The organism is Peribacillus sp. NPDC097225 (assembly GCF_044761955.1).
In the GTDB taxonomy this organism is placed as follows: Bacteria; Bacillota; Bacilli; order Bacillales; family DSM-1321; genus Peribacillus.
This window is the reverse complement of record NZ_JBIWDJ010000004.1, coordinates 291,488-311,173: the sequence shown is the minus strand read 5'-3', so window position 1 is coordinate 311,173 and position 19,686 is coordinate 291,488. Positions and strand designations below refer to the sequence as shown.

The following is a 19,686-nucleotide window of genomic DNA, read 5'->3' as shown; positions in this document are numbered from 1 at the left end:
CCGTTTGGCTGTTTTTTTTGTTTTGGTCTAGAAGTCGGGTCAACCTTCGGATTCATCTTCATATTCTTGTATGATTTCCTCGACCGTGAACTTAATCCCATGATAAGCAAAAAGGGCAGCGATGAGAGTCGGGTAACCGTAACGATTTCCCGTTTCATCCGGGATTAATCCACGTTGGATGCGTAAATCAATGTGGACATCCGCAAGCTCCACCAGTGTGGTTCCTTCGGATGGAACCACGGTTGAAACGGCAACGAAAGGTATGCCTTCCTGGTGAAGTCGTTCAGCAAATTTGATGGCTTCTGGATCATCTGAGTGACGACTGAATAACAGAAGCCGATCCTCGTGGGAAATCCTACTATCATCTGTGTATCTTTTAGCTTTTGGAAAAGGTTCCTCCCCCTCGAGGCTTTCCACAACAACTCCTTGCATTTCCCCGAATCCATGAATGAAAACGGACCCATCTCCGACCACGGCCTGAGCTAATAGGCGTCCGGCATCCTCCATTTCGAAAGAATCCTTTTCCATGATCTTCTTAAATACACCACTTAACTGTGTAGAAAATATCTTCAACATATTTAGGAACTCCTTTAAAAAATAGTACCCCTATTATAAAGGACTTTTTGTTTCTTTAACAGATTTCCAGTCATTCGAGTCATTATCTGTCAGAAAGGTCATCCGAAAAATTAAAATCAATTTACTCTTATTGCAGGAATTTTGTTACAATTATTGAATATGAACATAGAGACATAGAACTCCAAAGAAGTTTTGCAGCAAGCCAAATTAATTACCCATAAGGGGGATCTATTATCTGATTCATTTTCACATTACAAATAGAGAACAGAGGTGGCTAAATGTCAGGGAAAATATTAATTGTCGATGACCAGTTTGGGATTCGGATTTTATTGAACGAGGTCTTACATAAAGCAGGGTATGAAACGTTTCAAGCTGCGAATGGCATTCAGGCTTTAGAAGTTCTTAACAATGATTCACCTGATCTTGTATTGTTGGATATGAAGATACCCGGTATGGATGGAATAGAAATCTTGAAGCGGATGAAAGCGGTCGATCCCGATATTCGGGTCATCATCATGACGGCGTATGGAGAACTTGACATGATACAAGAAGCAAAGGACTTAGGGGCGATGACTCATTTTGCAAAGCCTTTTGACATCGATGATATTAGAAATGCTGTCCGTGAATATTTACCCATCCAATCTAGTTAACTAGGTTTATGGATCTTTATCTCAATAAAGAAGCGTCACGGCATCTTCTTTAAGATAGCCGTGTTTTTTTTAGTGTGAAGCTTAAGTGATATGGTCAATTTGTTGCTGTTTTTTTCATGTATTGATATGCTAAACGAGTAGAGATATTCTGGTTATTATGTGTATGATGCTTTAGTTTTCGGGAATATCTAGATAGAAACAACTTTCAACAATACATTCATTATTAGGAGGAAATCAAATGCCTTTAGTTTCCATGAAAGATATGCTGAATAAAGCTCTTGATGAAAAGTATGCAGTAGGTCAATTTAACATTAATAACCTGGAGTGGACGCAAGCTATTCTGGCTGCTTCAGAAGAAGAAAAATCGCCGGTCATTCTTGGTGTTTCTGAAGGGGCTGCCCGTCACATGGGTGGATTCAAAACAACTGTGATGATGGTTCAAGGTTTAATGGAAGATATGAAAATCACCGTACCTGTGGCCATTCATCTTGACCATGGTTCTAGCTTTGATAAGTGTAAAGAAGCTATCGAGGCTGGTTTCACTTCAGTAATGATCGATGCTTCCCATCACCCGATTGAAGAGAACATTGAAACGACTAAGAAGGTTGTGGAATTCGCTCACGCCCGCAATGTGTCCGTTGAGGCTGAAGTAGGAACAGTAGGTGGACAAGAAGATGACGTCATCGCAGATGGTGTCGTTTATGCAGATCCTAAGGAATGTGAACTTCTTGTTAAGGAAACGGATGTAGACTGCTTTGCTCCGGCATTGGGTTCTGTCCATGGTCCATATAAAGGAGAACCGAACCTTGGGTATAAGGAAATGGAAGAGGTTCGTGATCTAACTAAAAAACCGCTTGTTCTTCATGGTGGCACTGGTATTCCGACAAAAGATATCCAAAAAGCCATTTCACTGGGAACATCAAAAATAAATGTGAATACGGAAAACCAAATCGTTTTCACTAAAGCTGTTCGAGAAGTCTTAAATAGTAATGCGGATGTATATGATCCACGCAAATTCTTAGGACCTGGTCGGGAAGCAATCAAACAAACGGTCATTGGTAAAATTCGCGAATTCGGTTCCAATAACAAAGCTTAATTTTTTTAAAAGGTAATTTGTCCATCAGAGATTTTTTTGTTCTCTGATGGCGACATAGGAACAAGGCGGTATTGCCCTTCGTTCATCAAACCATTAAAATGCAGTGTACAAGCACGTAAAATTCATTTACATATGGAGGAACTTTTCATGAAATTCTTTATTGATACAGCTAATATGGAAGAAATTAAACAAGCTTACGAACTTGGTGTCTTAGGAGGGGTTACGACCAACCCATCGCTTGTAGCAAGAGAAAAAGGCGTTTCTTTTCATGACCGTCTAAAAGAGATTACAAGCCTTGTAAAGGAATCTGTCTCTGCGGAAGTTATCTCCCTTGATTTTGAAGGAATGATGGCAGAGGCAAAAGAACTAGTTGCCATTGCACCAAATATCACAATCAAAGTACCAATGACACCGGATGGCTTGAAGGCTGTTGCAGCTTTAACAAAACAAGGAGTTAAAACGAATGTTACCCTTATTTTCAGTGCCAACCAAGCGTTACTTGCTGCTAGGGCAGGAGCGACATATGTGTCTCCATTCTTAGGACGTTTAGATGATATCGGTCAAAATGGATTGGACTTAATCTCCGATATCGCAGACATCTTTACAATCCATGGCATCCAATCAGAAATCATCGCGGCTTCAATTCGCCATCCGATGCATATCACACAAGCTGCGTTAAACGGAGCTCATATCGCAACAATTCCTTATAAAGTGTTAATGCAATTATTCCACCATCCTTTAACGGATAAAGGGATCGAAGCATTCTTGAAAGACTGGAACTCTCGTACAGAAGCATAATGAATCCTACCGCTAAGTTGCAAAAGAATGCTGAGTATTGGATGAAAAAGAAAAAAATTAGAAATTTTTCTCATTTTTCTACATGACTTTTCTATTTTTGTGTAAACTAAGAAACTAGATAGTGAATGATGTCGGATTACGCAATTTTCTTGTGGTAAAATATTACTTTTATTTAAAATACAGCTTCTTGAGTGCTTAGCGTGGAAGGGAGTTCATTATGGAAAAACTTAAAATTGCCGGTGGTTATCCTCTTAAGGGGACCATTCGGGTCAGTGGTGCGAAAAACAGTGCTGTCGCTTTAATTCCTGCAACGATTTTGGCAGATTCCCCAGTCACGATAGAAGGCCTGCCGGATATCTCTGATGTACAGATGCTAAAAGAATTAATGGAGGAAATTGGCGGTACTGTTGTTTTTGACGATGGTGAAATGACTGTCGATCCCAGCAAAATGATTTCTATGCCTCTACCTAACGGAAAGGTGAAAAAATTGCGTGCCTCTTATTATTTGATGGGTGCGATGCTAGGGAAATTTAAAAAAGCTGTAATTGGACTGCCTGGAGGATGTCATTTAGGGCCTCGTCCAATCGATCAGCATATTAAAGGGTTCGAAGCACTAGGAGCACAAGTGACGAATGAACAAGGCGCCATTTATTTAAGGGCGGACGAGCTACGTGGTGCCCGTATCTATTTGGATGTAGTCAGTGTCGGGGCAACGATCAATATCATGTTGGCTGCTGTCTTGGCTAAAGGGCGGACCGTAATTGAAAATGCCGCAAAAGAGCCAGAAATTATTGATGTGGCTACCTTGTTGACCAATATGGGAGCGAAAATCAAGGGAGCCGGAACGGATATCATTCGGATTGATGGTGTGGATAGCCTTCATGGGTGCAAACATACGATTATCCCCGATCGGATAGAAGCGGGAACTTTCATGATTCTAGCTGCTGCTGTTGGTGAGGGCATATTGATCGATAATGTCATTCCCCAACATTTAGAGTCACTCACGTCCAAAATGCGGGAAATGGGCGTCGGAATTGAAGCGGGGGACGATCAAGTATTTGTGGCTCCTGGTCAGGTCCTGAAGTCTGTTGATATAAAGACCTTGGTTTATCCGGGGTTCCCGACTGACCTACAGCAGCCTTTTACGTCGTTATTAACAAAAGCAAGCGGTTCAAGCATGGTGACTGACACGATTTACGGAGCACGCTTTAAGCATATAGACGAATTACGCCGCATGAATGCAAAGATTAAAGCGGAAGGCAGGACGGGTATCATTAGCGGTCCGGTCCAACTTCATGGGGCAAAGGTCAAAGCGAGCGATTTGCGTGCAGGAGCAGCTTTGGTAATTGCAGGTTTAATGGCAGAAGGAATAACGGAAGTGACGGGTCTTGAACATATAGACCGTGGATATAGTCATCTTGTAGAGAAACTTTCTGGCTTAGGTGCAACGATCTGGCGTGAAAAAATGACAGAAGAAGAAGTGGAGCAGCTGAAAAGCTGATCCCTTTCTTATTGCCTTATTGTGTTACGTTATATGCTTTAATGTGCTATACTATTATATAAATAAAACATGTTTGCACATTGAGGGGGAACGAAAAATGGAAAGAAGTTTGTCGATGGAGCTTGTCCGTGTAACGGAAGCGGCTGCTCTTGCATCTGCGCGTTGGATGGGTAGAGGAAAGAAAGAAGAAGCAGATGATGCGGCAACAACGGCGATGAGGGATGTTTTTAATAGCATACCCATGCAAGGTACGGTCGTTATCGGTGAAGGGGAAATGGACGAAGCACCCATGCTTTATATCGGTGAGAAACTTGGTACAGGCCTTGGACCGCTAGTGGATGTTGCAGTCGATCCTTTAGAAGGAACGAATATCGTTGCCTCAGGCGGTTGGAACGCACTAGCAGTTTTGGCTGTTGCCGATCAAGGGAACTTGCTGCATGCTCCTGATATGTATATGGATAAAATTGCCGTCGGCCCTGAAGCGGTAGGCCTGATCGATATCAATGCATCCGTATTAGATAACCTTAAGGCAGTTGCCAAAGCGAAAAATAAGGATATTCAAGACGTGGTAGCTACGGTCTTGAACCGTAAACGCCATTCTAAAATCATCGAAGAACTTCGCGATGCGGGTGCCCGTATCAAGTTGATCAACGATGGAGATGTAGCCGGTGCCATTAATACGGCTTTCGATCATACAGGTGTTGATATTCTATTCGGATCTGGTGGAGCTCCTGAGGGAGTCATTTCAGCTGTAGCATTAAAATGTCTTGGAGGAGAAATCCAAGGTAAGCTTCTTCCTCAAAATGAAGAAGAAGTGAAACGCTGTGGGAAAATGGGACTTGATCTTGGTAAAGTCTTGAGAATGGAAGACCTTGTCCGTGGTGATGACGCGATTTTTGCTGCGACTGGCGTTACGGATGGTGAACTTCTTCGTGGCGTACAATTTAAGGCTCATCATGGCGAGACACAATCCGTGGTCATGCGTGCCAAATCAGGAACGGTCCGTTTCATCGATGGACGCCATATTCTGAAAATGAAGCCAAACGGCTTGATTAGATAAGACCATTTACTCTTGAATAGTTATGAGGGAAAGCGCGCGTGTTTCATGCACGCTTTCTCTTTTAAAAAATTAAGTTGAATAATTTAATTAAAAAAAGTAAAATAAAGCTTGTTCTACTAATTGATTTAATTCTGCCCTTTCACTCCAAACTTCAAGAAGCCTTCAAATAATTTTCTTCTTTACATGTAAAATGTATCATCCTTTCTACGAAAACTCTGGTCAGGTACATGGATTGTGGATTCTCTTCCATTTAACAAACCAATCCTTTTTCAGTATGGGTGAAAACGTTTAATTAATAAAAGTGTGGTGTCATGATGAATTTAACGATTTCCAATTTAGAAAACATGAAATTAAAAGATCTCTATGAGCATGCACGGGAATATAAAGTTTCTTATTACAGCAAGCTGTCGAAAAAAGAACTTATATTTGCGATCCTGAAAGCTCAAGCCGAACAAGATGGCCTTCTATTCATGGAAGGTGTTTTAGAGATTATCCCTTCAGAGGGATTTGGTTTCCTGCGTCCGATTAATTACTCTCCAAGCTCGGAGGATATCTATATTTCAGCTTCCCAAATCCGCAGGTTTGATTTGCGTAATGGTGATAAGGTATCCGGAAAGGTTAGGCCGCCGAAAGAAAACGAACGCTATTATGGATTATTACATGTAGAAGCCGTTAATGGCGACAATCCTGAGTCTGCTAAGGAACGTGTCCATTTCCCTGGGTTGACTCCGTTGTATCCAAATAGACAGATTACATTAGAAACAACGACGAAGAATTTATCAACAAGAATTATGGATGTCCTTGCTCCTGTCGGGTTTGGCCAACGTGGGTTAATCGTGGCTCCCCCTAAGGCGGGTAAAACGATGTTGATTAAAGAAATGGCCAATGCCATTACAACGAATCATCCCGAGGCGGAGTTAATTGTCTTACTCATTGACGAACGCCCCGAAGAAGTAACGGATATTGAACGTTCAGTGGCTGGTGACGTCGTTAGTTCGACATTCGATGAAGTGCCGGAGAACCATATCAAAGTGGCTGAACTGGTATTGGAACGGGCAATGCGCCTAGTTGAGCATAAACGCGATGTCATCATTCTAATGGATAGTATTACTCGTTTGGCACGTGCTTATAACCTAGTGATTCCCCCAAGCGGTAGAACGTTATCGGGTGGGATTGATCCAGCTGCATTCCATCGGCCGAAACGCTTCTTTGGAGCAGCCAGGAACATCGAAGAAGGCGGTAGCTTAACGATTCTTGCTACAGCTTTGGTAGATACTGGATCACGTATGGATGATGTTATTTATGAAGAATTTAAAGGTACGGGAAATATGGAGCTTCACTTAGACCGCTCCCTTGCTGAAAGACGCATTTTCCCTGCGATTGACATTCGCCGTTCAGGTACCCGTAAAGAAGAATTATTAATTCCGAAAGACCGTTTGGATAAGCTTTGGGCCATTCGTAAAACGATGTCCGATTCCCCAGATTTTGCAGAGAAATTCCTTCGCCGTCTAAAACAGACAAAAAGCAATGAGGAATTTTTCAGTAAGTTGGACGAAGAGATGCTTGAAATGAAAAAAGGATCATCGAGTTTAAAGCGCTCTTAAACAGGTTGAAAACAAAATGTTGCACAACGAGTTTTAAATTGCTATAATGAGGTCATGTGTTTTTACAATAAATGTGAGGATGCATTTTCCTCATCTTGAAGTATATAACTCTGTTTCGAATGATTCAGGGCAGAAGGAGCTGAAAAGAATGAAAACTGGAATTCATCCAAATTATAAACTATCAAAAGTAATTTGCTCTTGCGGGAATACTTTTGAAACTGGTTCAGTTAAAGAAGAAATCAAAGTTGAGACTTGTTCAGAATGCCATCCATTCTACACTGGTCGTCAAAAATTCGCTGAAGCTGGCGGACGTGTTGATCGCTTCAACAAAAAATACGGTATTAAATAAGCCGGACTTTCAAAAAACAGGCAAGTATTCTTCTTGCCTGTTTTTTTCTTTTCTGAAAATTAATGAGATTTTATATAAAACCGGGTCCAAAAAAATTATGGCCAAGGGATCGACAGGTGGAAGGAGTAGCTGTTTCCATGTATGTAATGAAACAAACAGGCTGGATCGAGGTTATTTGCGGAAGCATGTTTTCAGGTAAATCTGAGGAATTGATAAAACGGGTCAGCCGTGCTCAATTTGCAAAAGAGAGTATAGCGGTTTTTAAACCAGCTATAGATAACCGCTATGCGGAAGAGGCTGTCGTATCACACAACGGTTCCTCCGTGATGGCAAAGCCGATTGCCCATTCAACAGATATATTTAAGTATCTGGATCAGCCCTTGGATATTATTGCGATAGATGAAGTTCAATTCTTTGATCCTGAAATTATCGGGGTTGCCCAGCATCTTGCGGACAGCGGTTATCGAGTGATTATGGCTGGACTGGACCAAGATTTCAGAGGTGAACCATTCGGCCCCATGCCTACTTTATTATCACTTGCTGAATCCGTTACGAAGCTGCAAGCTGTATGTGAAGTATGTGGGTCACCTGCGAGTAGGACTCAGCGTTTGATTGATGGTTCGCCTGCTTCCTATGATGAACCCATCATTCTTGTTGGTGCATCGGAGTCATATGAGCCCCGTTGCCGTCATCATCACGAAGTTCCAGGTAAACAAGCGGTGGAAGTAAAAGAACAAATATGAATGTAAAACGATGTCCTAGGATTCCGATCCTAGGGCATTTTTTATTAGGTAAAGGGAACATATAGAAGAAAGGTCATCCCAATACATGGAAGAGAATTAAAGAAACTTTTACCTTCATTTTGGGAATGCTGAAGAGGAAGCACTCTAATAAGACATAACCTAATGGAGGTAAAAACATGAAAATCACTTTGCCTTTTTTGGCGGCTGTTTTTCTTAGTATATTGACAGCTTGCGGTCAAAATGACAATGCAATTGATAATGATTCAGAATACGGAGATCAAACTAGAAATGGTCAAGAATTTGTTGGTAATCATATGAAAAATGTCACTCCTGATTGGGACAATGAAACGGAACGCCCGTCTGATCAGCTGCTGAATACACCTCATCATACAAGTAATAATTCACCCTCAATGGGACAAGAAGTAGATAAAATCCGGGCGGTCATTAAATCGGAAACCGATTATGATACTGGGATGGTGTGGCATAATGGCAATACGATTCATGTGACCGTCCTTGCCAAAGGCAAAATAAAGACGGATCAGGAAAGAGAAAAGGAAAAGAGACGGATCGAGGATCTTATCTTACGGGCCGTTCCCCAATATAATATAGATGTGAAAGTAAAGAAATAACCACATATTTGAATCAGCTTTGACGTTGATTATTCACCTATACTATAATTAACCTTAGAAGTGAACTCGAATGGGGCACTGAATTAATTATATGTAGAAATAAAAAGATCCTTTCAACATCATGCCAAGTAGGTGTTGGATAACTTAAGAGGTGAATAACTTGTTTGATCGACTGCAAGCAGTAGAAGATAGATATGAGAGATTGAATGAACTATTGAGTGACCCTGAAATCATCAATGATACGAATAAGCTAAGGGAATATTCGAAGGAACAAGCTAGTATTCAGGAAACGGCTTCCACTTATAAGGAATACAAAGAGGTCCGGGATCAACACAAGGAAGCTAAAGCAATGCTTGAGGATAAATTGGATGCGGATATGCGCGATATGGTTAAGGAAGAAATCAGTGAACTCGAATCCACGATACAACGACTCGAGGAAAAGCTGAAGATCTTGCTGATTCCGAAAGATCCTAATGATGACAAAAACGTTATCATGGAAATACGTGGAGCGGCAGGCGGAGATGAAGCAGCGCTATTTGCAGGAAGTCTTTACCGCATGTACAGCCGTTTTGCTGAGGTGCAAGGTTGGAAGACTGAGGTCATTGAAGCGAGTCCTACCGGGCTTGGCGGTTATAAGGAAATCATTTTCATGATCAATGGGAATGGTGCTTATTCCAAGTTGAAGTTTGAAAATGGAGCCCATCGTGTTCAACGTGTCCCTGAAACGGAGTCGGGTGGACGAATTCATACATCAACGGCAACGGTCGCCGTTTTACCAGAAGCGGAAGAAGTGGAAATACAAATCCATGATAAGGATGTACGTGTAGATACTTTTGCATCCAGCGGACCTGGAGGGCAAAGTGTTAACACGACCATGTCTGCCGTACGTTTAACACATATACCAACGAATACGGTAGTGTCTTGTCAGGACGAAAAATCACAAATCAAAAATAAAGACAAAGCGATGAAAGTATTACGGGCTCGGGTATATGACAAAATCAATCGCGAAGTACAGGCAGAATATGACCAGAACCGGAAGCTTGCGGTTGGTACAGGGGACCGTTCAGAACGAATCCGCACGTATAATTTCCCGCAAAACCGTGTTACCGACCATCGGATTGGCTTAACGATTCAAAAGCTGGATCAAATCATGGAAGGAAAGCTGGATGATGTCGTGGATGCCTTGATCATGGAAGATCAATCATCAAGGCTGGAAAATGCAGATGAATAATCCGGTTGTGAAAGTATATGAAGCCCTGAAGTGGGCTTCTTCTTTTTTAATGGAGAATGGTCGCGATGCCAATGCGGGAGAGATTTTGCTGCAACATTATTTAAAACAGACGAGATCGCAACTTTTGGCCAATCTGCACACAGAACTCAGTCCAGAACAGCTTGAACAATTCAAGTCGGGAGTGGCGCAACACGTAAAAGGAGAACCGGTCCAGTATATAATCGGAAGCGAGGAGTTTTATGGCCGTACCTTCCTTGTGAATGAAGAAGTATTGATTCCCAGACCGGAAACGGAAGAATTGATATACTATACGCTTCGAAAACTTCCCGGCATTTTTAAAGGGGCCCAGAAGCTGAATATGGCAGATATCGGGACGGGTAGTGGAGCAATTGCCATAACGATGAAACTGGAGGAACCAAGACTGCACGTGACGGCCACGGATATCGCAGCACCTTCACTTGAGGTGGCGCGAAGGAATGCTGGATTACTGGATGCGGATGTGCAATTTATCCAAGGTGATTTACTTCAGCCCTTCATCCAGCAAAATAAGAAGGTGGACATCCTTTTATCGAATCCTCCATATATCCCGGATGAAGATGAAAAGACGATGTCTACGGTCGTAACGGATCATGAGCCCCATCGTGCTTTATTTGCAGGTGTCGATGGACTCGATTTTTACCGCCGGTTTATGGAACAATTGCCGCAAGTCATGCAAGTGCCTGGTTTCATCGGTTTTGAAGTGGGGGCAGGACAGGGGAAAGCTGTGGCTGGATTACTGAAAGAAACGTTTGTGCACGCGGATGTTTCCGTTGAACATGATATTAATGGGAAAGATCGGATGGTCTTTGCTATATTGAGTTGATTCGTCTCCGTTGGGGACGGATTTTTTCCTTTTGGAAAATCGTGAACCTTAAATCATATTTACTAGTTTAAGATAGCCGGGTATTGGCGAGACTAGTTTGTATGAGGGGGGCGAGAGTAATGAAAACTAAACATTTAGCCATTATTTATCTATTAATCTTAACAATAGGAACGATTATAAGTATATACATGCCGAAAGCGGAAGCGGTCGGAACCGAGGCGACCATGGTCATACCGGATGAGGCGATTCGTCTTAGGATTTTGGCTAACAGCGATAAGGAAGCGGACCAATCCGTTAAACGCCTGATCCGTGACGAAGTGAATGCCGATATTACCGAGTGGGTAAAAGATCTTACCTCATTAGATGAAGCGAGAAAAGTAATTCAATCCCATTTGGGTGATATTGAGGCCACGGCCAGGGAAGTGGTAAAGGAGAATGGTTTGGAGCAGTCCGTTTCCGTGGATTTTGGACAAGCGGAGTTTCCCACAAAGCTTTATGGCCAGTATTTATACCCTGCAGGTGAGTACGAAGCGGTGATCATTACGCTTGGTGAAGGGGAAGGGGCTAACTGGTGGTGTGTGTTGTTTCCTCCATTATGCTTCCTTGATTTTTCAAACGGTACGGCAGTAAGCCAAAGTCCTATTGTAGAGGATGAAGAAAAGGAAACGGTGACGGTGGAAAAGGCAAAAGTGTCCGCGGCTGTAAAGGACACGAAAGCAAAAACGAAGGATAAGATAGTAGAAGGGATAGTAGAAGGGGCGAAGGAGGAGGGGAGAGAAGAGGATGAAGAAGTAGAGAATGCCGAATATACGGCCTCTGCCGATAAGGGACAACAAGTGTACGACGGAGAAGATGAATCCGAAGTTGAAGTGAAGTCACTTTTTGCGGAAATTTTCCATGAGATTTTTTGAAATGGGGGCAACTGTCCCCAATTTTCAGGTTTAGAAAGGGAAAACCGTACATATCCACAGGCATATTAACAAAATATCGAAAAAGTCAGTCTTTAATGGCCAATATCCACAATATTATCCACAGTTTACTTGTAGTTACCCACAATTTGTGGATAACACTTGAATATTGTGTATACTTCTTTTATACTTTCAAAGTATCTTTTAAGCAAAAACCATCTAAAACGGCTGAAAAACCGTTCATATATAAGCAATTATCAAAAATAAGATAAGTAAAAAAGTGAAGGTGTTAATAATGGAAACGAAAGTCTGGTTAGTGGATAAAGATGTGGATAATTTACAAAGTTATCCCCAGATCATACAATCGGCCGAATTATTAGAGGCCAATCAGGTGGTAGCCTTTCCTACTGAAACCGTTTACGGCTTGGGAGCTAATGCAAAAAGTGATGAAGCGGTAAAAAAGGTGTTCGAAGCAAAGGGGCGACCAAGTGACAATCCATTGATTGTCCACATCGCTTCTGAGAAGCAATTAAACGAGATAGTTGAAGAGGTCCCAGAACAAGCAAGGAAACTGATGGATGAGTTTTGGCCGGGGCCATTGACTCTCATTATGAAACGAAAACCTGGAAAGTTGTCGGACATAGTGACAGCTGGCTTGGAGTCCGTTGCAATCAGGATGCCGAATCATCCGATTGCCTTGGCCCTTATTAAGGAGAGTGGCTTGCCGATAGCGGCACCGAGTGCAAATACTTCGGGGAAACCGAGCCCGACTACCGCTAAGCATGTCGAAGATGATTTGGTAGGTCGAATTGCAGGTATCGTCGACGGCGGGGCAACAGGGGTAGGCGTTGAGTCCACGGTGCTTGATTGTACCGTAGAAACCCCGGTTATATTAAGACCCGGTGGGATTACACTCGAACAAATCGAAGCGGTCATCGGTACGGTAAGGCATGATGTCGCTTTGAAAAGTAAAGATGCGGCCCCAAAAGCACCGGGAATGAAATATACACATTATGCACCGAAAGCGCCACTTTTTTTAGTGAAGGGCAATCAAGCTTTTCTTCAAAGACTTGTGGATGAAAAAAGAAAAGATGGGCTGAAAGTTGGCGTCATATGTTCTACTGAGCATCAACCTGAATATAAAGCGGATTATGTCATAGCGCCTGGATCATTGGCAGACTTGCATACGGTTGCAGCCGGGTTGTACGATACGTTAAGACAATTTGATGCCCTTGATACGGATATCATCTTTAGCGAAATGTTTCCGGAGTCCGGGATTGGCGTTGCCATCATGAACAGGCTCGTTAAAGCTGCCGGTCACCAAACTATCGAGGGATAGATAATCAAAGCTAAAACACAGGATTTTTCCTTCTATTTCTTTTCGGACATGCATAACATGTAGTAGGCACGTCCGAGGGGGGTTGGAATGAATACGGTTTCTGGGGAAATCATCACCTTATTGATCATGGCTTTTGCGTTAGGCATGGACGCCTTTTCTGTGGGATTGGGAATGGGCATGTTCAAGCTAAGGCTGAGGCAGATTTTCTTCATCGGGCTGACAGTCGGTTTTTTTCATGTATGGATGCCGTTGCTTGGAATGGGGGCGGGGCGTTTTATCTCTGATAAATTCGGAACTTTTGCTACATATGCGGGCGGCCTCTTGTTGATTTTTCTTGGCATCCAGATGTTCCTACCCGGGAAGGTGAATGAATCAGGGAGCAGAGATCAAAAACTACTTGCCCCGGTAGGAAAAGGGTTGCTCATATTTGCGCTTGGGGTGAGCCTGGATAGTTTTTCAGTGGGTTTGACTCTCGGAATCTATGGGGCGAAAACGCTCGTGACCATTTTATGCTTTGGCCTTGCCGCCACTCTTTTAACGTGGGCGGGACTTCTGCTTGGGAGAAAGATGCAGGGACTCTTGGGAGTATACAGTGAGATCCTTGGTGGAAGTATTCTATGTGCATTCGGCTTAAAGCTATTATTCTCTTTTTAGACATATTCATATCCTATCTTTTCATCATCAAACTGTTCCGAATGCCGGAGCGGTTTTTATTTTTATCAGGACTAGGTAAAAAGGTTTATAAAATCGCCTTATTTTATTCAAATTATCGATGTTTTTTATGTTATCTTAATTAAGAGTAGGCTTTTAGACGGACTATTCAAATTGGATCTATGCCTTATAATGAATAAAAAAGGAGGCGTTACATATGATCCGAGTATTGTTTGTATGCACCGGTAACACGTGCAGGAGCCCCATGGCAGAAGCAATTTTAAAAAGTAAGAACATATCGGGCATCGAAGTGAGGTCCGCAGGCGTATATGCTACACCTGGTCAGGACGCATCAGAATATGCCAAAAGAGTATTGGACGAAAATGATATGTGGAATCACCATCGCTCCACACTATTATCCCAGCAGGATTTAGACTGGGCCACACATATTTTTACGATGACGGAAGGACATAAATCGGTCATTCTGAATACATTCCCAACCATAGATCACAAAACTTTCACTTTAAAAGAATTCATTCAGGACGATAAATATGATAAAGACATACTAGATCCGTTTGGCGGTTCGGAAAACCTGTATCGGGAAACGTTCAAGGAGCTTCATGGTTTAATTGTAGAATTGGTTAAAAGGCTCAAAGAGTAAGTCTACAGGGGGAAAGAGAATGGCAGAAAGAGCACATTATAAGTTTGGTTTACGAAAGAAATTGGTTGTCTTCATTACAGTCCTTGCTTTAATCACGTATTCAACCTCGGCATTTTTCATTTTCGTTGTACACCCAATGTTTTTTGAAAATATCAGTTCGATAAGTTTTAGCATTGCTACGTTGTTACTAGGCATAATGTGGTCGGGCCTTCTCGCCTTTTTTGCAGCCGGTGTCATTACTAAACCACTACAAAGGTTAGAAAAAGTTGCTCTAAGTGCAGCACAAGGAAGCATTAACGAAGAAGTGGTCCTATCGAAGGCGGATGATGAGATACGTTCACTCGGCATGGCTTTTAACTTGATGCTGTTTAACCTCCGGGAAATGGTACAGAGCATTGAAGAGAACTTTCAAGAGACCAATAATAAAGTCATTCATATCTCCCAAGAGTCTTCGAGAGCTTCGGACCAGGCTGAGAACATCGCAAGGACCATTGAAGAAATATCCAACGGTGCCGACAACTCGGCAGTCTCCATCATGAATACGGCTGAATCCATCGATGATGTCATCATGATTGCGCAGCAGGTTCAAAGCAAGGCGAAGGCATCGGTTGGACTGTCAAGTGAAATGGCGGAAGAACTGTTTCAGAGTAAGGAAGTCGTCAATTCTTTGGTTTCCGGTATTAAACAATTGGCTCAAGAAAACCAAGAGTCACTCAAAACGGTGAAGCGCTTGGAGGAAAATGCGAAAAAGGTAGAACAAATCATTGAACTCGTCGGTGATATCGCAGCTCAGACCAACCTTTTGGCCTTGAATGCCTCAATTGAAGCAGCCCGAGCCGGAGAACACGGTAAAGGATTTGCCGTTGTAGCGGAGGAAGTCCGTCTCTTGGCGGATGAGAGCGCGAAAGCTGTTCAGGGCATTTCAAGTCTTATCAAAAACATTCAAGTTGAAGTTCAGGCGGTCGTCAAACAAATCAGTGAGCAGGTGGTATCGGCGAATAAAGAAGCGCAAAAAGGGACCGATACAGACATAGCGATCGAAGGCATGACAAAAACGGTACATAACGTTGTCGTAGCGGTCAAGGATATTACCGAGCTTGTTGATCGTCAGATGGAAAGTGTGGAGGAAACATCCAGGCAGTCACAGGAAGTCGCTGCCATTGCTGAAGAGACATCCGCTGGTGCAGAAGAAGTCACGGCTGCAACCCATGAACAGGCTTCCGTTATGGAAAATGTAGATAAGTTGGCCATGGAACTTAAGGATCAAGCCGACAAACTTAAGCAGACCATCACCCGTTTTCATACGTAAACCGCTTCCTTGCAGGAAATCAGTCGCTGATTTCCTGCTTTTGTATAGAGGGGACCTGCTTCCCTTTATCTTTTCATAACTTTGTGACACAATAAAAATAAATGAGAACATCTAGGAGGACTTTATTATGAAAGTTGCAATTGCTTCAGACCATGGAGGAATTCAAATCCGTGAAGAAATAAAGAACTTGATGAATGAGTTGAATATTCCATATGAGGATTTCGGCTGTGAATGCAGTACATCCGTGGATTATCCCGACTTTGCCCTGCCGGTTGCTGAAAAAGTGGCGAAAGGCGAATTTGATCGAGGCATCCTAATCTGTGGTACAGGCATCGGAATGAGCATTGCTGCCAATAAAGTCAAAGGGATACGTTGTGCGCTGGTTCATGATGTGTATAGTGCAAAATTAACCCGTCAGCATAATGACAGCAATGTGTTAGCGATGGGGGAACGTGTCATTGGGCCTGGTCTTGCAAGGGAGATAGCCCAAACATGGTTGACTTATGAATTTGAGGGCGGTCGTCACCAAAATCGGATTGGCAAGATTGCAGAGTATGAGGACAAAAGTAACTAAGTCATTCATCATCCGTAATGCTAATGCGAGGTATCCACAATGAAAGGATGCGTTTTTCATGACAAGTGATGCTTTATTATCAGAAGAGCTTGAGATATGGAAAAACCAGTTTCAAAAACTGTTACAGGAGTTCCAGGAAACCGCCGCTTTAGGGAAGCGCCAGCTACTTGTAATTGGTTGCTCTACAAGTGAAGTGGCTGGGAAACGGATTGGTACCGAAGGATCGGTTGATGTGGCGGGCATGCTTTTTTCTGTAGTGAAGGAATTTCAAGAAGAAACCGGAGTGCAGGTTGCCTATCAGTGTTGTGAACACTTGAATAGGGCGCTCGTCCTCCCAAGGGAGTCGGCGGATTCACGAGGCTATGAAGAAGTTGCGGTTGTACCCGTACGCACAGCTGGAGGGTCAATGGCCACCCACGCTTATCAGCAATGGGATGATGCTGTAGTTGTCGAGCACATCAAGGCGGATGCAGGGATTGATATTGGCGATACGTTTATCGGCATGCATTTGAAACATGTAGCTGTTCCAGTTAGAACATCCATTAAGGAAATAGGCCATGCCCATGTGACAATGGCTAGAACCCGTCCTAAACTAATTGGTGGGGAACGGGCCGTTTATCAAGCTGCTTCTGTAAATAAGAGTTGTACATGATAATTAAAAAGGCGAACAGCATTCCTTTAATGAGGGGATGCTGTTTTCAAATAACAGAGGAACAATCTTAAATAATCGCAAATTGATTGTATGGAAAATGTTTTTTTGCTGATTAAATCTAAGGATACTAAGGGTTTTTTCGGGAAAACTCTATAAAATACGAACAATATTTTAATATTATAGAAGGAATATTCGATAAAAATAAACTACCACTTCTAAAATAGACATGTTAAAATAGAGTAGAATTTTCAAACAATTATAGCTGAGGCTTTTTCATGTCCTTTTGAGGGCATGTTGTACATAATGGAAAAAGCGAATAATCCCGCACAATTTGAGGAGGAGTTACGGAATGAATCGTTTGGCAAAACAAGATGAACAAGTATTTAACGCAATCCAACTGGAATTAGGGCGACAAAGAAGCAAGATTGAGCTTATTGCATCTGAGAACTTCGTTAGTGAAGCTGTCATGGAGGCTCAAGGATCTGTTCTAACGAATAAATATGCTGAAGGGTATCCTGGAAAACGTTACTATGGTGGATGTGAATATGTCGACATCGTAGAAGACTTGGCACGCGATCGCGCAAAGGAAATATTTGGTGGTGAGTATGTAAATGTACAACCTCACTCTGGTGCCCAAGCGAATATGGCCGTTTACTTTACTGTTCTTCAAACAGGTGACACAGTGCTTGGGATGAACCTTTCCCATGGTGGCCACTTAACGCACGGCAGTCCTGTTAACTTCAGTGGAGTGAACTATAACTTCGTTGAATATGGTGTGGACGAAAAAGATCACCGTATCGATTATAATGATGTATTGGAAAAAGCCCGTCAGCATAAACCGAAATTGATCGTAGCGGGTGCTAGCGCATATCCACGTGAAATTGACTTTAAACGCTTCCGTGAAATTGCCGATGAAGTTGGAGCATATTTAATGGTGGACATGGCACATATCGCCGGTTTAGTGGCTGCAGGTTTGCATCCAAGCCCAGTTCCATATGCTGATTTCGTAACGACAACAACCCATAAAACACTTCGCGGACCACGTGGCGGAATGATTATTTGTAAAGAAGAGTTCGGCAAGAAAATCGATAAATCTATCTTCCCTGGTATTCAAGGCGGCCCGTTAATGCATGTTATTGCGGCTAAGGCAGTGGCATTCGGTGAAGCGCTTCAAGATGATTTTAAAGGATATGCTCAACAAATCATCGATAATGCTAAACGCTTGGGTGAAGGTCTTAAGAAAGAAGGATTCACGCTTGTATCTGACGGTACGGATAATCATTTAATCTTACTTGATGTTCGTTCAACAGGACTTACAGGAAAGATTGCAGAAAAAGCATTGGATGAAATCGGAATCACCGTCAATAAAAACGCAATTCCTTATGATCCGGAAAAACCATTCGTTACAAGTGGTATCCGTATCGGAACGGCGGCCGTGACTTCTCGTGGCTTCGGGTTAGAAGACATGGATGAAATTGCGTCACTCATTGGTCTTGTTTTGAAAAATAATGAAGATGAAGCGAAACTTGAAGAAGCGAAACAACGCGTTGAAGCTTTGACAAGTAAATTCGATTTGTATCCTTCATTCTAATATGTAGAGCCGCTTCCTTTCTGGGGAAGTGGTTTTTTTACGTAGTGCACGTGATGGAAAAAAGATATATAAGTCATCGTGTTCCGAAAAATCTAAATACTAAAAATAGGTCTGACATCTAAAGGCTTATTGAAGATTGAATCTTTTTTCTGTAAAATGAGTAGAAGTGAAATTTAAAGGGCATAAAAAGACTTTAGATGACTATGGCAAGTATGAAATATAAACAAAATCAGGCACTGGAATGGGAGAGATGAAAAATGGGAAAAGTTTTTGTTTTTGACCACCCGTTAATTCAACACAAATTAGCTTATATACGCGATATAAATACAGGAACAAAGGAATTCCGTGAACTAGTGGATGAAGTGGCATCATTGATGGCATTTGAAATCACTAGAGACATGCAACTTGAAGAAGTTGAAATCCAAACACCTGTAAGCAAGGCGAAGGTGAAAATGCTTGCTGGTAAGAAAGTGGGCATCGTTCCGATCCTACGTGCGGGAATAGGGATGGTTGACGGAATCATTAAGTTGATCCCAGCTGCAAAAGTAGGACATGTGGGTCTGTACCGTGACCCTGAAACATTAAAGCCTGTTGAATACTATGTGAAAATGCCAAGCGATTTGGCTGAAAGAGAATGTATTGTTGTTGACCCAATGTTAGCTACGGGCGGTTCTGCTATTGAAGCGATCAATTCGATTAAGAACCGTGGGGCAATCAATATCAAGTTCATGTGTCTCATTGCGGCTCCAGAGGGAGTGGAAGCATTAAAAGAAGCACATCCGGATGTTGATATTTACATTGCAGGACTTGATGAGAAGTTGGATGAACACGGATATATCGTTCCAGGTCTAGGTGACGCAGGAGATCGTTTATTCGGCACAAAATAGAAAGAAACTGAGGTG

The 19,686-nt window shown here is 42.4% G+C and carries 21 protein-coding genes; 20 read left to right on the top strand and 1 reads right to left on the bottom strand.

Going from position 1 to position 19,686, the window contains the following annotated elements; translation table 11 throughout:
* Positions 1 to 39 precede the first annotated feature (39 nt).
* Positions 40 to 576 carry a DUF2529 domain-containing protein gene (locus ACIQXH_RS14225; RefSeq protein WP_403124172.1) on the bottom strand — a complete coding sequence of 179 codons (537 nt, stop codon included), beginning with the start codon at positions 574 to 576 and terminating at the stop codon, positions 40 to 42.
* 278 nt (positions 577 to 854) lie between these two features.
* Here ACIQXH_RS14225 and ACIQXH_RS14220 point away from each other — a divergent pair, with 278 nt between their 5' ends.
* The 20 genes from ACIQXH_RS14220 to upp all read left to right on the top strand — a co-directional run bounded on the left by ACIQXH_RS14220 (position 855) and on the right by upp (position 19,671).
* Positions 855 to 1,226, top strand: coding sequence for a response regulator (locus ACIQXH_RS14220; RefSeq protein ID WP_402870275.1), 372 nt, complete (start codon positions 855 to 857; stop codon positions 1,224 to 1,226).
* 238 nt (positions 1,227 to 1,464) lie between these two features.
* Positions 1,465 to 2,322: a class II fructose-bisphosphate aldolase gene (locus ACIQXH_RS14215; protein ID WP_402870278.1), complete on the top strand. Its 858-nt coding sequence runs from the start codon at positions 1,465 to 1,467 to the stop codon at positions 2,320 to 2,322.
* Between the two features lie 147 nt (positions 2,323 to 2,469).
* Positions 2,470 to 3,120 (top strand): fructose-6-phosphate aldolase, encoded by a 651-nt coding sequence (gene fsa, locus ACIQXH_RS14210; RefSeq protein ID WP_402870279.1) that lies wholly within the window; start codon positions 2,470 to 2,472, stop codon positions 3,118 to 3,120.
* Positions 3,121 to 3,337: 217 nt separating this feature from the next.
* Positions 3,338 to 4,621, top strand: coding sequence for a UDP-N-acetylglucosamine 1-carboxyvinyltransferase (locus ACIQXH_RS14205; RefSeq protein WP_403124169.1), 1,284 nt, complete (start codon positions 3,338 to 3,340; stop codon positions 4,619 to 4,621).
* Positions 4,622 to 4,718: 97 nt separating this feature from the next.
* Positions 4,719 to 5,681, top strand: a complete 963-nt coding sequence (glpX, locus tag ACIQXH_RS14200; protein WP_402870284.1) for a class II fructose-bisphosphatase — start codon at positions 4,719 to 4,721, stop codon at positions 5,679 to 5,681.
* Between the two features lie 314 nt (positions 5,682 to 5,995).
* Positions 5,996 to 7,285 carry a transcription termination factor Rho gene (gene rho, locus ACIQXH_RS14195; protein WP_402870287.1) on the top strand — a complete coding sequence of 430 codons (1,290 nt, stop codon included), beginning with the start codon at positions 5,996 to 5,998 and terminating at the stop codon, positions 7,283 to 7,285.
* A 148-nt stretch (positions 7,286 to 7,433) separates the two neighbouring features.
* Positions 7,434 to 7,634, top strand: a complete 201-nt coding sequence (rpmE, locus tag ACIQXH_RS14190) for a 50S ribosomal protein L31 (RefSeq protein WP_034315847.1) — start codon at positions 7,434 to 7,436, stop codon at positions 7,632 to 7,634.
* Between the two features lie 137 nt (positions 7,635 to 7,771).
* Complete coding sequence (locus ACIQXH_RS14185; protein ID WP_402870289.1) at positions 7,772 to 8,377, top strand: thymidine kinase; 606 nt, start codon at positions 7,772 to 7,774, stop codon at positions 8,375 to 8,377.
* A gap of 176 nt (positions 8,378 to 8,553) precedes the next feature.
* Entirely contained in the window at positions 8,554 to 9,006 is a 453-nt protein-coding gene (locus tag ACIQXH_RS14180) for a hypothetical protein (RefSeq protein WP_402954899.1), read from the top strand.
* A gap of 160 nt (positions 9,007 to 9,166) precedes the next feature.
* The gene (gene prfA / locus ACIQXH_RS14175) at positions 9,167 to 10,237 is read left to right on the top strand and encodes a peptide chain release factor 1 (protein WP_402870294.1); all 1,071 of its coding nucleotides are present in this window, start codon (positions 9,167 to 9,169) and stop codon (positions 10,235 to 10,237) included.
* A complete protein-coding gene (gene prmC, locus ACIQXH_RS14170) occupies positions 10,230 to 11,099 on the top strand; it encodes a peptide chain release factor N(5)-glutamine methyltransferase (RefSeq protein ID WP_402870297.1) in 870 nt (289 codons plus the stop codon). Before prfA ends, prmC begins: the two co-directional genes overlap by 8 nt.
* Before the next feature lie 119 nt (positions 11,100 to 11,218).
* Positions 11,219 to 12,010, top strand: coding sequence for a stage II sporulation protein R (gene spoIIR, locus ACIQXH_RS14165; RefSeq protein ID WP_403124166.1), 792 nt, complete (start codon positions 11,219 to 11,221; stop codon positions 12,008 to 12,010).
* Positions 12,011 to 12,302: 292 nt separating this feature from the next.
* Positions 12,303 to 13,346 (top strand): L-threonylcarbamoyladenylate synthase, encoded by a 1,044-nt coding sequence (locus ACIQXH_RS14160; RefSeq protein WP_402954893.1) that lies wholly within the window; start codon positions 12,303 to 12,305, stop codon positions 13,344 to 13,346.
* Between the two features lie 87 nt (positions 13,347 to 13,433).
* Positions 13,434 to 14,000: a manganese efflux pump MntP gene (locus tag ACIQXH_RS14155; RefSeq protein ID WP_402870307.1), complete on the top strand. Its 567-nt coding sequence runs from the start codon at positions 13,434 to 13,436 to the stop codon at positions 13,998 to 14,000.
* A 214-nt stretch (positions 14,001 to 14,214) separates the two neighbouring features.
* Complete coding sequence (locus tag ACIQXH_RS14150) at positions 14,215 to 14,658, top strand: low molecular weight protein arginine phosphatase (RefSeq protein ID WP_402870310.1); 444 nt, start codon at positions 14,215 to 14,217, stop codon at positions 14,656 to 14,658.
* 19 nt (positions 14,659 to 14,677) lie between these two features.
* Entirely contained in the window at positions 14,678 to 15,967 is a 1,290-nt protein-coding gene (locus tag ACIQXH_RS14145) for a methyl-accepting chemotaxis protein (protein WP_403124162.1), read from the top strand.
* Between the two features lie 127 nt (positions 15,968 to 16,094).
* Positions 16,095 to 16,541 carry a ribose 5-phosphate isomerase B gene (gene rpiB / locus ACIQXH_RS14140; protein WP_402870315.1) on the top strand — a complete coding sequence of 149 codons (447 nt, stop codon included), beginning with the start codon at positions 16,095 to 16,097 and terminating at the stop codon, positions 16,539 to 16,541.
* Positions 16,542 to 16,599: 58 nt separating this feature from the next.
* A complete protein-coding gene (locus ACIQXH_RS14135; RefSeq protein WP_402870318.1) occupies positions 16,600 to 17,193 on the top strand; it encodes a TIGR01440 family protein in 594 nt (197 codons plus the stop codon).
* A 349-nt stretch (positions 17,194 to 17,542) separates the two neighbouring features.
* A complete protein-coding gene (locus ACIQXH_RS14130; RefSeq protein ID WP_402870321.1) occupies positions 17,543 to 18,784 on the top strand; it encodes a serine hydroxymethyltransferase in 1,242 nt (413 codons plus the stop codon).
* 257 nt (positions 18,785 to 19,041) lie between these two features.
* The gene (gene upp, locus ACIQXH_RS14125) at positions 19,042 to 19,671 is read left to right on the top strand and encodes a uracil phosphoribosyltransferase (protein WP_402870323.1); all 630 of its coding nucleotides are present in this window, start codon (positions 19,042 to 19,044) and stop codon (positions 19,669 to 19,671) included.
* Positions 19,672 to 19,686 lie beyond the last annotated feature (15 nt).